This is a genomic window from Winogradskyella damuponensis, assembly GCF_039538385.1.
GTDB classification, from domain to species: domain Bacteria; phylum Bacteroidota; class Bacteroidia; order Flavobacteriales; family Flavobacteriaceae; genus Winogradskyella; species Winogradskyella damuponensis.
Genome location: NZ_BAABCB010000016.1, coordinates 1 through 17,025, shown reverse-complemented (window position 1 = coordinate 17,025; position 17,025 = coordinate 1). Strand labels below are relative to the sequence as shown.

At 34.6% G+C, this 17,025-nt stretch carries 10 protein-coding genes; 7 read left to right on the top strand and 3 right to left on the bottom strand.

The window, feature by feature from the left end; translation table 11 throughout:
- The first annotated feature begins 129 nt into the window (after positions 1-129).
- The 6 genes from ABD730_RS07960 to ABD730_RS07935 are packed head-to-tail and all read left to right on the top strand — an operon-like array spanning position 130 to position 3,894.
- On the top strand, positions 130-1,101 hold the full coding sequence (locus tag ABD730_RS07960) for a M23 family metallopeptidase (protein ID WP_215924690.1): 972 nt from the start codon (positions 130-132) through the stop codon (positions 1,099-1,101).
- Between the two features lies 1 nt (position 1,102).
- On the top strand, positions 1,103-1,432 hold the full coding sequence (locus ABD730_RS07955) for a MerR family transcriptional regulator (RefSeq protein WP_215924689.1): 330 nt from the start codon (positions 1,103-1,105) through the stop codon (positions 1,430-1,432).
- A 12-nt stretch (positions 1,433-1,444) separates the two neighbouring features.
- Positions 1,445-2,044: a LemA family protein gene (locus ABD730_RS07950; RefSeq protein WP_215924688.1), complete on the top strand. Its 600-nt coding sequence runs from the start codon at positions 1,445-1,447 to the stop codon at positions 2,042-2,044.
- A 9-nt stretch (positions 2,045-2,053) separates the two neighbouring features.
- Positions 2,054-2,491, top strand: a complete 438-nt coding sequence (locus ABD730_RS07945) for a TPM domain-containing protein (RefSeq protein ID WP_334471189.1) — start codon at positions 2,054-2,056, stop codon at positions 2,489-2,491.
- Entirely contained in the window at positions 2,491-3,324 is an 834-nt protein-coding gene (locus ABD730_RS07940) for a TPM domain-containing protein (protein ID WP_334471187.1), read from the top strand. Before ABD730_RS07945 ends, ABD730_RS07940 begins: the two co-directional genes overlap by 1 nt.
- 60 nt (positions 3,325-3,384) lie before the next feature.
- Positions 3,385-3,894 carry a TPM domain-containing protein gene (locus tag ABD730_RS07935; protein ID WP_344713792.1) on the top strand — a complete coding sequence of 170 codons (510 nt, stop codon included), beginning with the start codon at positions 3,385-3,387 and terminating at the stop codon, positions 3,892-3,894.
- Here ABD730_RS07935 and ABD730_RS07930 read toward each other — a convergent pair.
- The 3 genes from ABD730_RS07930 to der form a co-directional block, all read right to left on the bottom strand.
- Complete coding sequence (locus ABD730_RS07930) at positions 3,891-6,671, bottom strand: outer membrane beta-barrel protein (RefSeq protein ID WP_344713790.1); 2,781 nt, start codon at positions 6,669-6,671, stop codon at positions 3,891-3,893. The two genes, ABD730_RS07935 and ABD730_RS07930, sit on opposite strands and share 4 nt — an antisense overlap.
- 87 nt (positions 6,672-6,758) lie before the next feature.
- Positions 6,759-9,197 carry a T9SS type B sorting domain-containing protein gene (locus ABD730_RS07925; protein WP_344713788.1) on the bottom strand — a complete coding sequence of 813 codons (2,439 nt, stop codon included), beginning with the start codon at positions 9,195-9,197 and terminating at the stop codon, positions 6,759-6,761.
- Positions 9,198-9,213: 16 nt separating this feature from the next.
- The gene (gene der, locus ABD730_RS07920) at positions 9,214-10,518 is read right to left on the bottom strand and encodes a ribosome biogenesis GTPase Der (RefSeq protein ID WP_334471179.1); all 1,305 of its coding nucleotides are present in this window, start codon (positions 10,516-10,518) and stop codon (positions 9,214-9,216) included.
- A 355-nt stretch (positions 10,519-10,873) separates the two neighbouring features.
- On the opposite strand from der, the gene ABD730_RS07915 reads away from it, so the two are divergent.
- A complete protein-coding gene (locus ABD730_RS07915) occupies positions 10,874-13,000 on the top strand; it encodes a LysM peptidoglycan-binding domain-containing protein (RefSeq protein ID WP_334471177.1) in 2,127 nt (708 codons plus the stop codon).
- The last annotated feature ends 4,025 nt before the right edge of the window (positions 13,001-17,025 follow it).

Genomic DNA, 17,025 nt, shown 5'->3' with positions numbered 1-17,025 from the left:
GATCGTGAACCTACAAATTAAAGGCATTAAAATATAATTTAATATTATTTTTGTAGGTTTGAACGTTACGCTAATATAAGATGCTTGCTTTATGCGCTTATTAGCTGCAAAAATAGCATAAATTCAAACATGGCTAAAGTAAAATATTATTATGATTCTGAAACGCTTTCTTACCGTAAAATAAAGCGGAAAAAAGCTACCACTATAAAATACGCTTCAGTGTTTTTAACTGCTGCTGCTCTTTTTGGGTTTCTAGCATTTTTTATTGCAAGTCAATATATTGAATCTCCTAAAGAACGACAGTTAGCAAGAGAGTTACAAAACATGGAACTGCAATACGAGTTAATTAACAAACGTATGGACGATGCTATAGCTGCTTTAGAAAATGTAGAAGAGCGCGATAATGCCATTTACAGACTCTATTTTGAAGCCAACCCCATACCTACAGAACAACGTAGAGCAGGATTTGGAGGTATTAACCGTTATAAAAAATATGAAGGTTATAACAATTCGCAATTAATTGCAGAAAGCAATAAGCGAATGGATATTTTAGAAAAGGCAATCGTTGTACAATCCAAGTCTTTAGATGAAATTGCAAAACTGGCAGAAGACAAAGAAAAATTTTTAGAGGCTATACCTGCAATTCAGCCTATAAGTAATGAAAACATGACACGTATGGCTTCTGGATATGGCTATAGAACCGATCCATTTACCAAGGTTAGAAAATTCCATTTTGGCATGGATTTTACAGCACCACGTGGCACTCCTATTTATGCCTCTGGTGACGGAGTTGTAAAACGTGCTGATAATGCCTCTACAGGTTATGGTAACCACATACGAATAGATCATGGCTATGGCTATGTTTCCTTGTATGCGCACTTATACAAGTACAATGTTAAAGTAAATCAACGTGTAAAACGTGGCGATTTAATTGGCTATGTTGGAAGTACAGGGCGTTCTGAAGCACCACATTTACACTATGAAATTTTTAAAGATGGGGAACGTATAAATCCTATCAACTTTTATTATGGTAACTTATCTGCCGAAGAATACGATATACTGCTGAAAAAAGCTTCATTAGAAAACCAATCTCTCGATTAAGATGCATATAGACTTACCAGAAAAACGTTATTATGGTATTGGCGAAGTTGCCAAGGCCTTTAAAGTAAATGCTTCTCTAATTCGCTTTTGGGAAAAAGAATTTGATGTTTTAAAACCGAAAAAAAACGCGAAAGGCAACCGTAAATTTACTCCTGAAGATATTAAAAACCTCAAGTTTATTTACCATTTGGTAAAAGAAAGAGGATTTACTTTAGAAGGGGCAAAAACACATCTTAAAGAAGAAAAGAAACAAGCTTTAGAGAAATTTGAAATTATCGAAAAACTTGAAAGCATAAAAGCACAACTTAACAAAATTAAAACACAACTTTAAAACTAAACTATTATGAAAAAATGGCTAATTCCAGTTATTATTATTGCACTATTAGCATTTGCAATTTATCAATGGGCTGTAGGATTTAACAATACTGCTGTAGAATATGAAGCTAATGCTAAAACAGCCTGGTCTAATGTTGAAAGTTCTTACCAAAGACGAAATGACCTTATAGGTAACTTAGTTAAAACAGTACAAGGAGCGGCTGATTTTGAAAAATCAACTTTAACAGCTGTAATTGAAGCTAGAGCAAAAGCAACGTCAACAACAATTGATGCAAGCAATTTAACTGCTGATAACATGGCACAATTTCAACAAGCGCAAAGTGGATTAAGCGGAGCATTATCAAAGTTATTAGTGTCTGTAGAGCGTTATCCTGAATTAAAAGCGAATCAAAATTTCTTAGAGCTTCAAAGTCAATTAGAAGGCACTGAAAACCGAATTAATATCGCTAGAGATCGCTACAACGAAAAAGTAAATATTTATGACATACATACTTCAAAATTCCCAGGATCAGTATTAGCTGGTTGGTTTGGATTTGAAGAAATGCCTAGATATAAAGCAGATGCTGGAAGTGAAAATGCACCAGATGTTGATTTCGACTTTAAATAAAATTTAATTATGCCAAATATTGAACAGTTCCTTACTTCTAACGAAGAAGCGGAAATTGTTGAAGCGATTAGAATTGCTGAATGTGATACTTCTGGTGAAATCCGAGTGCATATAGAACAGAAATGTGACAGTGATGTCTACGAGCATGCTTTAGAGGTTTTTCATTTTTTAAAAATGGATAATACTGCCCAACGAAATGGTGTGCTCATCTATGTTGCCGTAGATAATAAATCATTTGTCATTTGCGGAGACCAAGGCATAAACAATATTGTAGGTGCAGATTTTTGGAATTCTACACGTGATAAAATTGCGACTCAATTTAAATCAGGAAACTTTAAGCAAGGTCTAATTGATGGAGTTAGAGAAGCAGGTAAAGCATTGGCGCAACATTTCCCTTGGGATCATAACGATAAAAACGAGCTGGACAATACAATCTCAAAAGGATAATGCAAAACATCAAACACATAGCATTTAAGGTTTTAGTACTACTACTTTTAACTAGTCCACTAATAGGACTAGCACAATATAATATTCCTGAAAAACCTAAATTTCAAACTAGTGTTTACGATGATGATATTAATTTATTATCGGCATCAGAAAAAAGCAATTTAGAACAAAAACTAATACGCTATTCTGACTCTACCTCAACGCAAATTGTTATTGCTATTATTGGTTCAACCAATGGTGAATATATCAATTATTTAGGCGCACAATGGGGTGAAAAATGGGGAATTGGACAAGCAGACAAGGACAATGGTATTTTTATTCTTTTAGCAAGAAACGATCGAAAAATAAACATCAGTACAGGTAAAGGTGTTGAGCATTTACTTACAGATGCTTTAAGTAAGCGTATTATAAATAATGATATTATTCCTTACTTTAAAAAAAATGATTACTACGGCGGATTAAACCGTGCTACTGACGTCATTTTTGAAGTGATGACTGGCGAATATAAAGGCACAAGACAAACAGAAAATGAATTCCCTTTTGAAGTCCTCTTTTTTCTATTCATCATTTTTGTAATATTTATTATAGCAATTTCCAAAAGTCGTGGTGGCGGAAGTGGCGGCAATGGCGGAAACCACTCAGATAGTAGAAGCTTATTAGAAGCCATTATTTTAAGCAATATGGGACGTGGTAGCTATTCTAAAGGTTCATCGTCTGGCGGATTTGGAGGCTTTGGTGGCAGCTCTGGAGGTGGAAGCTTTGGCGGCGGTGGTTTTGGTGGCGGCTTTGGAGGCGGAAGCTTTGGAGGCGGAGGTGCTTCTGGTGGGTGGTAAATTTAGCCACGGTTTTTAGTTGCAGTAATCAATATTTTTTTTCAATTCAAAAATTTATTTATGCGATTCAAATTTGCCTTTCAAATTACACTTGTCTTCTTTTTGTTTTTAAATTGTAAAGAAAAGCAGGCTGATGTTGAAACGATACCATCGTATATCCCATTAAACGCATCTCAAAAACGAGTTGTAGATTTAGCCAATTTATTTTCAAACGTTGAAAGCGACTCTTTAACTTATAAAATCATTGGGTACGAAAAACGCACCACAAATCAAATTGCTATTCTTACCATAGACTCCTTACCTAATACTACAAACATTCAGAAATTTGGAACTGAAGTTGGTCAAAAATGGGGAGTTGGCACAAAAGAAAAGAACAATGGTTTACTCATAACAATTTCTAATTATGATAGAAAAGTTGCCATTTCAACAGGATCTGGCACAGAACAAACCATTTCTGATTACGATTGTAAAGTTATAATTGACAATATTATGATTCCGGAATTTAAAACACGTAATTATTATGATGGAGTCACTAAAGCTCTAGACTCTTTAATTATGCTTTGGGATTAATCAAAATAGATCATATCGCTACCTCTTGTTTCTCCTTTGCTTCCTAAACTATTAAATTTGTAACTTAAGCTTAGCATAAAATACTGCCTTAAAACAGTACTCTGTCTATCCTCAATATAATCTTGAGTGGCTATACGTCTTGCATTAGTGTTTTGATTTAACAAATCGTACACCTTTAATGTTATAATGGCTTTATCTTTAAACATACTATAGGCTAATGTTGAATTCCAAAACCAAGCACTTTTCTGAAAACCATCTGCCACATTAGGATTATAATTAAAGTTCACATCATTTCTCCACTCAAAGTTTTTAGGTAAAAAAGTAGCTGTTCTTACTCCTGCATTATGACTTGTAAATTGTCTATTGTCAAACGCCTCAATATCATAGGCCGTATTAGTATAACTGATCTGGTAATATGGCTTAAACTCTAAAACTTTATCCCATATAAAATCTATACCAAGTCTAGGTGATATCCTATCAGACGTACTTGCGTATTTTACATCATTATTAAAGTTAAGTGTTTTTGAAGAATTATAACTCGCCCTAAACTTTAGTTTAATAGTTCTTAAGGTATCAATCTTAAAATCTTTATTATAATTTGCCCAAGCACCAATATTATAATTACCGTCAACGTTTACATACGTCGTTGTTCGCTTAAGCGTTTCCGGATCTACAATCGTTTTAGATACTACTTGATTATCTGAAACACTCGCATTAATACCCACATAAAACCCTGTACGCTTTTGCCAATCAAATCCATTATAACCAGCATAAAAACTATGTCTATTTGAAGGTTCTAAATTAGGATTACCAATTACTGTTTGTAGCGGATTTGATACATCTTCAAATGCTTGAAGTTGTCTTAATCCTGGAGGTTCATTTTCTAACCAATAATTTATATAAATAGAAGATTTTGGACTAAACGTATAGCTGATATAAGAATTAGCTTCTATATTTTCAAAATCGCGCTCGACATTAAATTGCGGTCTTAATAAATCTTCATTTTTCAAGGTTCTCATGTTGTAACCTAAATTAAAACTTGTAGACAATTTTTCACCTCTATACGATAATCCAGCTGATGGAATACTTCTATAATCTGTGTATTGAAAATCCGTACTTAAATCTGTATTAAAATCCGTAAAACTCTGTGTTCCGTCATCAAAATCGAAGGTACTTTCTCTATTTTTATCTTTATCTCTAGCATATTTATATTCTAAATTCAAGAAAAACTTTTTAGTTATTATTGGCAATCTATAGGATAATTCTGTAGAAATACCATAACTATTTTTTTCACCATCCGTAAATTGGTTTCTGTCTATGTTTTCTGGATTACTACCAAAAACTTCTGTATTTGAATCTAAATAATCATCACTATCTTGTTGATTAATACTCGTTTCTAATTCGGCTTTAATAAAAGCTCCTTTATTTCCTAAACGCTTAGTCACAGAAATTTGATTCGAAAACCGTCTTACTGCACTCTCTACATTGGAATTCACATTAGATTGATTGGTTAGTAATAAATCTTCATCTAAGGTTTCTTCATAACTACGATATCTCGTTCGCGATGTTGAATAGCCAAACGAAGGTTCTATATTAATTTGAAAAGTAGAATCTGTTTCAATTTCAAATTCCAAATTAAAAGAATGATTATCTGTATCGTTATCAGATTTAGAATTTGAATTGGTAAAAAACCGTGAATCCGATAAAATAGTTTCGCGCTCAGATGACGTTTCATTTTCAGAATTACTTGAGGAGAAAAAATAATCGGCAGACACATCTGTTTTTTCACCTATAATATCGGCATAATTAACCCCTGCATTTTGCGATGTTGTAATCCCTTCTCCTCCGCCAAAAGATCGACCACCTAACGTAAAAGAACCATTACTACTAAACGAAACTCCGCCTCCACCACCAAACATTTTAGAAATCTCGCCAAAGCTAAAACCTGGTGTATTAGTATTATTACCTCCTGCAAGCACACTTATACGCCTATCATTATCAAACAAGTTTATCATTCCGGCAAACTCATAACGTTCATCAGTCCCTACTCCTGCAGAGACACGTCCAAAAACTCCTTTATTGTTTTCTTCTTTAATGGTAAGATTTATGGTTTTATTTTCTTTATCGCCTTCCTCTCCCGTAAAGGCTTCCGATTTGGTTTTTGTATCTACAACCTGAATTTTTTCAATTATATCCTTCGTTAAATTCTTGGTGGTAATAGTTGGATCATCACCAAAAAAGGGCTTGCCATTCACCAAAATTTTATTGACACTTTTACCATTAACTGTAATGTTACCTTCTTCATCAACTTCTACCCCTGGTAATTGCTTTAATAAATCTTCAACGTTGGCGTCTTTTTTTGTTTTAAACGATTTTACATTAAACTCTAAGGTGTCTTTTTTAATCGTTATCGGAGCTGTAGATTTCACTAAAACTTCACCTAATTGATTATCTAAAGGCATTACTATAGTACCTAAATCTATCTTGTCTTTATCTATTACGATTTCCTTAAAATACGTTTTGTAACCTACATAAGACACGTAGAAATTTAAACTTTTATCGTAGGTTGAATTTTCAATTTTAAATTTCCCATTTTTATCTGTAATTGTATAAGTCACTACCGAACTGTCTTTTACACGTTCTAAATAAACTGTTGCAGATTCTAAAGGCAACTCTGTATCTTCTGCTTTTAGTGTTCCTGTAATTTCGAATGATTTTTCTTGAGAAAATGATTGTAGTGCAAGTAAAATTGCAAAAACTAAACTTAGTTTTTTCATGTGATTGATTGGTTGATTGATGGTTAGCCGATTTAAAAACGCAAGAAAGCTAGAAATCGTATGAAATTTCTTAAAATTTTGATAAAATTACCGTTTTAGCGTCAAATGACCTTTAATAATTCTGCCATCTGCAAACTCTGCCACAAACCAATAATCATCCGTAGGTAATAATTTTCCATTATAAGTCCCCTCCCATTTTGGTTGATTTCTATTTAATGTACCAACTCGTTTCCCATACCGATTAAAAATATCTATGCGAGCCATAATTTCAAATTCTGAAGTGAATCCTTTAATCTGCCAAGTATCATTTACAGTATCTCCATTTGGTGTAAAGAATTTTGGAAATCCTAAAACAGAAATATCTGTTGATACAATTCCGCAATTGGCTTTAAGATCTTTAACATATACAGTATGAATTCCTGAGGCCACATTTTCAAAACTATTAGAATCTTGATATGGGCCATTTTCACTATCTAGAGCATACATATAATCCCCATCTCCTGAAACACTAACAGAAACAATATTGTTCTCTGACAAATCGGTAACATCAATAGTTTCAAAAGTTGCAGTATTTGAAGGCAAAACCGTAATGGTTCTAGTATTTGAACAGCCAAAAGGCTTGGTAACTTCTACAGTGTAATTTCCAGGCTCATTAATCGCAATGTTAATCGTTGTTTCTCCTGTAGACCAATTGTAATAGTAGTTATTAGGAATATCACCAACAACACCAGCAGTCAGTGAAATAGTATCCGGAAATGTATTTGTACAATAAAACACCGTCTCATCTTCAAGAAGACTTGGCAAACGCTCTACACTTAAGTTGACTTCCGCAATACTATAACAACTACCATTTTGTTCTAATCTTGCAAAAATCGTTTGGTTATATGCTTGTGTATTGGTATAGTTCGTTGTTAGTTGATTCGCTTGAAGCAAGGCATCGTTATGAGTTGCGTAGTAACCTAAAATTGTAATATCAGCACTCTCTGTATTCAAAATTTGACTTTCGGCCAATGATAAATCAAAGCTCACCAAACCTGTCTCATCTAGATTATCGCAAACTGATATTGCAGCACTATTTACGGCATTTGTATTTACAGACAAAAGCAGCTCTGCAATAGCTACACAACCTGTTAAGGTATTAGTAACTTGAGCATACACTGTCTGATTATTATATAGATTGGTATAATCGTCAGTATTTATTGGAATGGACAAGGCCATGGTTTCAAAAAAATGAACTTCAAGATTATCTAAACTACCATTAACTATGACATCACGATATTCATTAAGATTAAAATTAGAAATCCCATCCATTATAGCATCTTCACATTGGCTAATAGTCATATTATTAACACTTGGTGTCTCACTAATAGTTACCGTTAAAGGATATCTTTCTACATTGGTTAGACAAGCATTTACAACAGGCAACAACCAATAGGTTGTTGTCGTTGTTATATTAACATCATAACTTAATCCTGTATGAATTGGAGTTGTGGAAGTTGGGCTTTCAAACCACAACACATCAATGGTTGATGCCTCAGCCATTAAAGTAAAAGTATTGGCAGCACAAACTATAATATCATTATCTAAAACTCTAGGCATTATAAGCGTTGTGCTTGCAGATAAATTAATTTCTGGTTCATTGGGCATCCCTCCGTATTCAACTATATAACCTTGAGGATGGTAAGGCCCATCACTATTTAGGTCTCCTGTATTTGCTAAATCATTCCAAGCTCCTAGAATACCAATAGACGGATCAGTGATATGGGCATAATCTTCATCACCTGCATTATTAGGTTCATTAGTGTTCCAAAATGAAAAGGCTTCATTAGGCGCACTTCCATTAACATTACCTTGCCAAAATACGGTACCTGCCTCTGGTCCTGTTACCCATTTCCAGACACCTTCAGTTTCGGCATCAGATCCTCCAATCCACCCCGTTCCTGCACTTTGCTCACCAGCCAATTGCGACTCTTCCTGAGATGTTAATGTGGCCAAATAACCTTGTAATCCAAAATAAGTTTGTTGTGCTGCTGCATCTCTTGCTTCAATCCAAGTAATACCTGGATCTGCAACATAAAAATAATAGTGCCCAGTACTGGGTAAATAATTCGCATCTCCTAAGTTGATGGAAAACTGTCGGTCTTGAGTAAATACAACTTGAGTGGTTTGAAAAACTATATTTTCAATAGCATTATTAAACTCATCAAAAGTAGCTGGTCCGGTTAATGTTAAAAGTCCTTCTGTAGCATTCCAACTTGATGTAATACTAGGATTGCTTCCCATAAGTTCTAAAGTATCTTGACCGTTTTGATACCCTTCTGCTATCTGTATAAAAATTTCAGATAACGTCGTATCTTCTGGATCAGGATCGGTAATGGAAGCAGAAGTCACTATTGGGACTTGTGACTGAGGACAATATACTTGTCCGCCCGAAACAATTATTTCAGGCGGAAGGTTTTGTGAAAATCCATAAAAATGACAAATCCAAAAGCATAAGAGCAAAATGAAGCTTTTAATTTTTTTCATAAAAAAATTAAAGCTATTATTTTTTTCTCATATAAACACTTACTGGAACACCATTAAAATCGAACTGTTCTCTTAATTTATTTTCTAAAAATCGTCTATACGGATCCTTAACGTATTGCGGTAAATTACAGAAAAATGCAAATTGAGGTTGCGGAGTTGGCAACTGCATAATGTACTTTATTTTAACAAACTTACCTTTGTATGCTGGAGGTGGCTGATGCTCTATTATTGGCAACAACGCTTCGTTAAGTACACTTGTTTTAATACGTTTAGTTCTATTTTTATAAACCTCAACCGCAGTTTCTATAGCCTTAAAAATACGTTGCTTGTTTAATACCGAAATAAAAACGATTGGTACATCTGTAAACGGGGCTATTTCTTTTCTAATGTGCTGCTCAAACTCTTTTGCTGTTTTAGTATTTTTCTCTACTAAATCCCATTTATTAACAAGAATAACAATACCTTTTCTATTGCGTTCTGCTAACCAAAAAATATTTTGAACTTGACCATCAAATCCACGCGTTGCATCTAAAACAACTAAACAAACATCACAATGCTCTATTGCTCTTACGCTTCGCATAACAGAATAAAACTCTAAATCTTCTTTTACTTTAGATTTACGACGTATACCTGCCGTATCAACCAAATTAAATTCAAATCCAAAACGATTGTATTTTGTATCTATCGAATCTCGTGTCGTCCCTGCAATATCAGTAACAATATAACGCTCCTCACCAATTAATGCATTAATGAATGACGATTTACCAGCATTTGGCCTTCCTACCACAGCAAAGCGCGGCAATTCATCTTCTTCTACCTCTTCTTTTTCTGGTAACGCTTCAACTACAGCATCTAATAAATCTCCTGTTCCACTGCCATTAATACTTGCAATAGCAAAATATTCACCTAAACCAAGTGAATAAAATTCAACAGCATCTTCTAAACGCTTATTATTATCAACCTTATTAACAACTAAAAAAACAGGTTTCTTAACTTTTCTTAATAATTGAGCTACATCTTCATCCATGCCAGTAACACCAGATTCGACATCAACCATAAAAATAATGGCATCTGCTTCCTCTATAGCTAATTCTACTTGCTTATCTATTTCGGCTTCAAAAACGTCATCACTTCCAACGACATATCCACCTGTATCAATCAAAGAAAATTCTTTACCATTCCAATCTGTTTTACCGTAATGACGATCTCTTGTTACACCACTTACAGCATCAACAATTGCTTCACGTCTTTTTATTAAACGATTAAAAAACGTCGACTTACCTACATTTGGACGACCTACTACAGCGACTATATTGCTCATTGTTTTTTATTTAAGGCTACAAAGATACTATATACTTACTAGTTATGACTTACGATTATAGACTTTTCGTTCATTAATATTAAAACTATTTGATCTTAAAAATAACCTAAAAAATTAAACAAAAAAATATTGTTAACATCCTGTTGATAACAAGTATTTATTTAAGACATTAAACGTAATTTTTTAGTAATTTTATTGCGCGTGTTGAGAAGTAATTTTCACACAAAAAATAACGAACAAAATTTTTCAAGAAACAGCCCTTTTCTTGCACACCTATTGTTGGTTTAACACAAAATATAATGTATTTGAAAACCTGTATCAATTACGACATATTCTAATTAAATTTCTAAAAAGAATGGGGAGATATTTTACGCTTATCTTAGTTTTATTTTTAAGCTTTGAATTTGCAATGGCTCAAGAAAAACACATTGAACATGCTATTCAAAAGGGTGAAAGTGTTTATATGATTTCTAGAAAATATGGAGTTAGTATCAATGCTATTTTTGAACTTAATCCTGGTTCTAAAGATGTTATTTATGCAGGCAATACTTTAAAAATCCCTAATTCTAACGATACAACTGTTTCTTCTACAAGTAACACAATCATTAACGACACACAAATTAGCAATTACGAAGTAAAACGCGGAGAAACAAAATCTGGTCTTTCGAGACGTTTTGGTGTTAGCATTGCGATGTTAGAACAGCAAAACCCTCATATTGTAAGAATGCTTCAAGCTGGTCATATCATTAATTTAGATAAATCTATTAAAGAAGAAGAACGTGTTGCTGCAGAAGGAGAACATATTGTAGTTAAAGGTGAAACATTATGGGGAATTGCTAGAGAAAACGGAATAAGTGTGGCTCAATTAGAAGCTGCAAACTCTGGTCGTTTATCTGAATTTTTACAGATAGGACAAACGTTAATCATTCCTGATAAGAATTCTGAAATCATCATCGATGGCGAATATTTAGTAAAACCAGGAGATACAAAATTTCAATTAGCAAAGCGTTTTAATATGACTATTGCAGAACTTGAAAATAAAAATCCGCATATTATAGATATGTTAATGGCTGGCCATAGACTGAATATTAACAATACTGTTTCTAACACCCAAGAAGAAATAGCTAACAATACCGAAGGCACTGCTACAGAAATAGAAGCTACAATTTCAGAAGACGGCTATAAAGACTACATTATACAACCTAAAGAAACCCTTTACGGCTTAGCAAAAAAAGCAGGCATGACAATTGATGCTTTTACAACTTTAAACCCTAAATTACTTACTTCTGTAAATACTGGTGATATCATAAAAATGCCTGTAAATGTTGTGCAAAACGCAACAATTACAACTCCTCAAAATACAACAGTTACAGCTCCCCAAAATTCAGCAGAAGCAGTAGCAATTAATAAAAACGAAGCTTTATTAGACAACTTAGTTACAGAAACTGCAAGTGGTATTTATTTTTATACTCCTTTTTCTAGTGAAGAATTGAGTTCACCAGAACTAAGAGATAAATTGATTAACCTAAATGCTGATCTTCAAAAATATATAGATTTTTTCCAAGGTGCACAGATCGCTATAGATTCTGCAAAAACTTTAAATCTAAATTTTGATGTCACATTAATTAAAAAGAACATTGCAAAATCTCAATTAACAATTGAAAGTCCACATAAAAAAAATGCAATGTTAGTGCCATTTTTAGACAATTCTTCAAATTATCCTAGTATTAATTCTAATGAAAATATGTCTATTATTGACATAGAATCTAACATCAGCCCTAAAGACAGTATTAAAGTCTATCAGTCAATTCCTTCTGAAGATTTACAAAAAACAAAAACATTAAACTACCTCGCAAAACAGAATGCTCATGTCGTTGTTGTTAGTGATCTTGATGAGGCTAGAAATAAAGATGTAATCTTAACTACGATTCCTGATGCTAAATTCTTAAAAGTTGACAAAGCAGGTTTTTTTGAATCTAATGCATTAGAAAACACACTAAGCAAGACCAAACTCAATTATATAGTCTTAGATAGTGAAAAAACTATTGTTTTCATTAACTCTACAACAGCATTAATGAGCAAACTATCTGACTACAATATTCAAATTGTAATGCTTAAATCTTCATTATTGCCTAATCAAAATGAAGTTTCCGATATGAGATATCGCGTTTTAAAACTCATATTTCCAACAGTTACAGATCCTAGAAACAAAAAAGGTGTCAATGAATTCAGAAGCAATTACGAGGATGTCTTTGGATCACAACCATCAAGAGAATCAGAACTAGGCTTTGATGTTACTCTAGATATATTACTGAGACTTTCTCAAAGTGCTTCTTTTGAAGATACTGTAAGTACTATCGTTTCTGAACACCCACACTTTAAATTCGATTATCAAAAAACAACAGATAATAGCTATTCTAATTCTGGTGGTATTCGCATAATGCAATACCTCTCTGATGAAGGCATAACTGAACTTGAATAATGTATTTGATTAAATAAATAAAAAAACTATAAAACTGTTATATTTTAATTTTGTTAAGTAGGTGCTATTTACATATATTTGTTTCCCCCTTAATCTTACAAATTAGCAAGACAACGATTATATTTTGAACTTGCTGTTCTTAATCCATGGCATCGATTTCAACAAAAGTAATTATTCTAAATTTTTTTAATGAAAGCCAAGCAGCAAAGTCTTAAGTGTTATTATATATATGTAACATTTCTATTAATATCAATTACCTCTGGATTAACTTATGTTAATGCACAATGTCCAACAGTAACAAATAGTTCACAAGTTTTATGTGATGTTCAATCTCTATTAGTCGGAGATTTACAAGCCATAGACAATGGTGGTGGTGTTGTTTGGTACGAAACCGCTGACTCAACCATTCCATTATCAAATACTGAAAGTCTAATAAATGGTGAGGATTATTATGCAGATGATAGTTCAGGCTCATGTGGATCAAGAGCTCGTGTAGATATCACTATATACGGACCACCTGTAGGTAATAATTTCCAAGGAGTTTGTATAGATGATCCTACAATGGCTACTGTTAGTAGCTTAATCGCCACTGGTAATGATGTTCAATGGTATTTAACACCTTCTGGTGGTTTACCTTTAGATGGCTCAACCATACTAATTGATGATACATTGTATTATGCAGATCAAGCAAGCCCTGACGGAAGCTGTAGAACATCTAGGCTAACAGTTTTGGTTAAGGTTGGCTCTACTTCCATGCCTGCAGGAGATATGATTCAAGAATTTTGTGTTTCTCCAACCTCTACTCCAACTGTAGGGGATTTAGTCGCGAGTGGCAACAATAATTGGTACATATCAATATTTTCAGCTTTACCATTACCTTTAAATACTCCATTATTAAATGGACAAACATATTATGGAACAACAATAGATCCGCCATGTGAAAGTGCAGGTAGGTTAGCTGTTACTACAATTTTAGTTACAGGGCCTGATCCTGGCGAGGATGGTATTTTAGAAATTTGTGATAATGATTTAAATTCTACATTCGACTTATTTTCATCATTACAAGGCTCTCCTGATATTGGAGGTACTTGGACACCAACTTTAAATAGCGGATCAGGTATTTTCGACCCTAACGTTGATCCTGTTGGTGAGTATACTTATACTGTTAGCTCCAATAATAGCTGCCCTAATGAATCTGCTACAGTTACAGTTTCTATAACTCCTGAACCAAATGCAGGTACAAATGGAACAATAGATTTATGTAGTAATGATGCACCTATTGATTTATTTTCTATAATAGGTGGCACACCTGAAGTTGGAGGTATTTGGTCGCCTGCACTGACAAGTGGAACAGGTGTTTTTGATCCAGCGACAGACTCAGATGGCTTATACACCTATACCGTAAGTGGAACAGGTCCATGTGCTGATGCAACAGCAACAGTGAATGTTTCAGTAACACCCTATAAAAATGCCGGTGAAAATGGAACTATTGACATTTGTGATAATATTGGTACTATAGATTTATTTGATAGCCTTGGTGGCACTCCTGACCTCGGCGGAGTTTGGACTCCTGCATTAAATAGCGGAACAAGCATTTTTGATCCATTAATTGATACTGCAGGTATTTATACCTATTCTTTTACAGGAAACGATCCTTGTCCAAACGAATCGGCAACAATTACTGTATCTGTAGTTCCATTACCAATTGCAGGTAGCAATGCTACACTCACAATTTGCAGTAATGATTTAGCAACAGTAGATTTATTTGATAGTCTTGGAGGTACTCCTCAAGTTGGAGGAACTTGGTCGCCTGCACTTGCTAGTAACACTGGTGTTTTTGATCCTTCAATAGATACTCCAGGTGTTTATACCTATACCTTGGCCGGTACACCGCCTTGTACAGATGTTACTGCGGAAGTTAATGTTATAATTATTCAAGAGCCAGATGCCGGTGAAAATGCTACAATAAATCTTTGTAGTAACAATGGAATAATTGACTTGTTCGATACTCTTGAAGGTACTCCTGAAATTGGCGGTACATGGACACCTTCACTTTCTAGCGGAACAGGTCTTTTTGACCCTTTAGTTGATCCTATTGGCACATACACATATACAGTTACAGGAACAGACCCTTGTGCTGATGCAACTGCAACAGTAACAATTTCAATAACTCCATTTCAAAATGCAGGCTTAGATGGCTCCATAAACCTTTGTAGTAATGGAGGTACAGTTGACCTTTTCGATAGTTTAGGCGGTAGCCCTGAAGTTGGAGGCGTTTGGACTCCAACACTTAATAGCGGAACTGGGGTTTTTGACCCAACAATAGATGTCGCTGGTACCTATACATATACAACTTCTAGCACAGGACCTTGCTCAGATGACACTGCTACAGTTGAAGTTTCTATAGAAACAGCACCAGATGCAGGTATAGACACTACAATAAATATTTGTAGCAATGATGGAACTATTAATTTATTTGACAACTTAGGAGGAACACCAGATGTAGGTGGAACTTGGTCTCCTGCCCTAGCTAGTGGAACAAATATCTTTGACCCTTTGGTTGACGCAGTAGGTGATTATATGTACACAGTCCCTGGAACAGGTCCTTGCGCAGATGCTACTGCTACAGTTTTAATAACTGTTGTACCTTTTCAAAATGCAGGTATAGACGGTTCTGTTACGGCTTGTACCAATGATGGCACTATTGATCTTTTTGATAGTCTAGGAGGTTCTCCAGATACTGGAGGAGTTTGGACTCCATCACTTAATAGTGGAACAGGAATTTTTGACCCTTTAATTGACTCTGCAGGTATATACACCTATACAACGCCTAGTTCAGGGCCTTGTTCTGGCGATGATGCTATTGTTGAAGTATCAATTGAAATATCTCCAGATGCTGGAGAGGATAATTCCTTAAACATATGTAGCCTAGCAAATTCAGTAGATTTATTTAATAATCTTTCTGGCACACCACAATCAGGTGGTACATGGTCTCCAACACTAACAAGTGGAACTGGAGTTTTTGACCCTAATACTGATCCTGAAGGTATATACACCTACACTATAAGTTCACCTGTATGCGGCAACAGTTCTGCTTCTATTACCGTTTCGGTTACAGATGCTAATAATGCAGGAAATGACAGCATTGTAGAACTTTGTTTTAATAATAGTCCTGTAAATTTATTTGATAGCTTAGGAGGAACACCTGATGCAGGAGGAACATGGACACCTGCCTTAGCAAGTGGTACTGGAGTGTTTGATCCTATGGTAGATGCTGCCGACATATACACATACACCGTTTCCAATAGCACTAATTTATGTCCTGATGACTCAGCTACAATAACGGTTACTGTTTTACAAATACCTGATGCAGGAAATAACGGAACACTTAATTTATGTGACGCTACAAGTACGGTTAATTTATTTGATGGCCTTTCTGGCACACCTGAAACTGGTGGTACTTGGTCCCCTGCACTAACCAGCGGAACTGGAATATTTGACCCTAATACAGATCCTGAAGGTGTTTATACATATACTTTAAACAATTCATGCGGAACTAATTCTGCAACTGTCACTGTTTCTTTATCTGATGTAAATGATGCTGGAACTGATGGCACTTTAGAACTTTGTAGTACAGATACTGCCGTAGACTTATTTGACAGTTTAGGTGGTATNGACGGAACACTTAATTTATGTGATTCAACAAATACGGTTAATTTATTTGATAGTCTTTCTGGCACACCTGAAACTGGTGGTACTTGGTCCCCTGCACTAACCAGCGGAACTGGAATATTTGACCCTAACACAGATCCTGAAGGTGTTTATACATATACTTTAAACAATTCATGTGGAAATAATTCTGCAACTGTCACTGTTTCTTTATCTGATGTAAATGATGCTGGAACTGATGGCACTTTAGAACTTTGTAATACAGATACTGCCGTAGACTTATTTGACAGTTTAGGTGGTACGCCTGATATTGGTGGTACTTGGTCCCCTGCACTTGCTAGTGGAACAGGAATGTT

Excerpts from the sequence above, each read along its gene's own strand:
- ABD730_RS07960 (WP_215924690.1), top strand. The coding sequence starts at position 130 with ATGGCTAAAGTAAAATATTATTATGATTCTGAAACGCTTTCTTACCGT.
- ABD730_RS07955 (WP_215924689.1), top strand. The coding sequence starts at position 1,103 with ATGCATATAGACTTACCAGAAAAACGTTATTATGGTATTGGCGAAGTT.
- ABD730_RS07950 (WP_215924688.1), top strand. The coding sequence starts at position 1,445 with ATGAAAAAATGGCTAATTCCAGTTATTATTATTGCACTATTAGCATTT.
- ABD730_RS07945 (WP_334471189.1), top strand. The coding sequence starts at position 2,054 with ATGCCAAATATTGAACAGTTCCTTACTTCTAACGAAGAAGCGGAAATT.
- ABD730_RS07940 (WP_334471187.1), top strand. The coding sequence starts at position 2,491 with ATGCAAAACATCAAACACATAGCATTTAAGGTTTTAGTACTACTACTT.
- ABD730_RS07935 (WP_344713792.1), top strand. The coding sequence starts at position 3,385 with ATGCGATTCAAATTTGCCTTTCAAATTACACTTGTCTTCTTTTTGTTT.
- ABD730_RS07930 (WP_344713790.1), bottom strand. The coding sequence starts at position 6,671 with ATGAAAAAACTAAGTTTAGTTTTTGCAATTTTACTTGCACTACAATCA.
- ABD730_RS07925 (WP_344713788.1), bottom strand. The coding sequence starts at position 9,197 with ATGAAAAAAATTAAAAGCTTCATTTTGCTCTTATGCTTTTGGATTTGT.
- der (WP_334471179.1), bottom strand. The coding sequence starts at position 10,518 with ATGAGCAATATAGTCGCTGTAGTAGGTCGTCCAAATGTAGGTAAGTCG.
- ABD730_RS07915 (WP_334471177.1), top strand. The coding sequence starts at position 10,874 with ATGGGGAGATATTTTACGCTTATCTTAGTTTTATTTTTAAGCTTTGAA.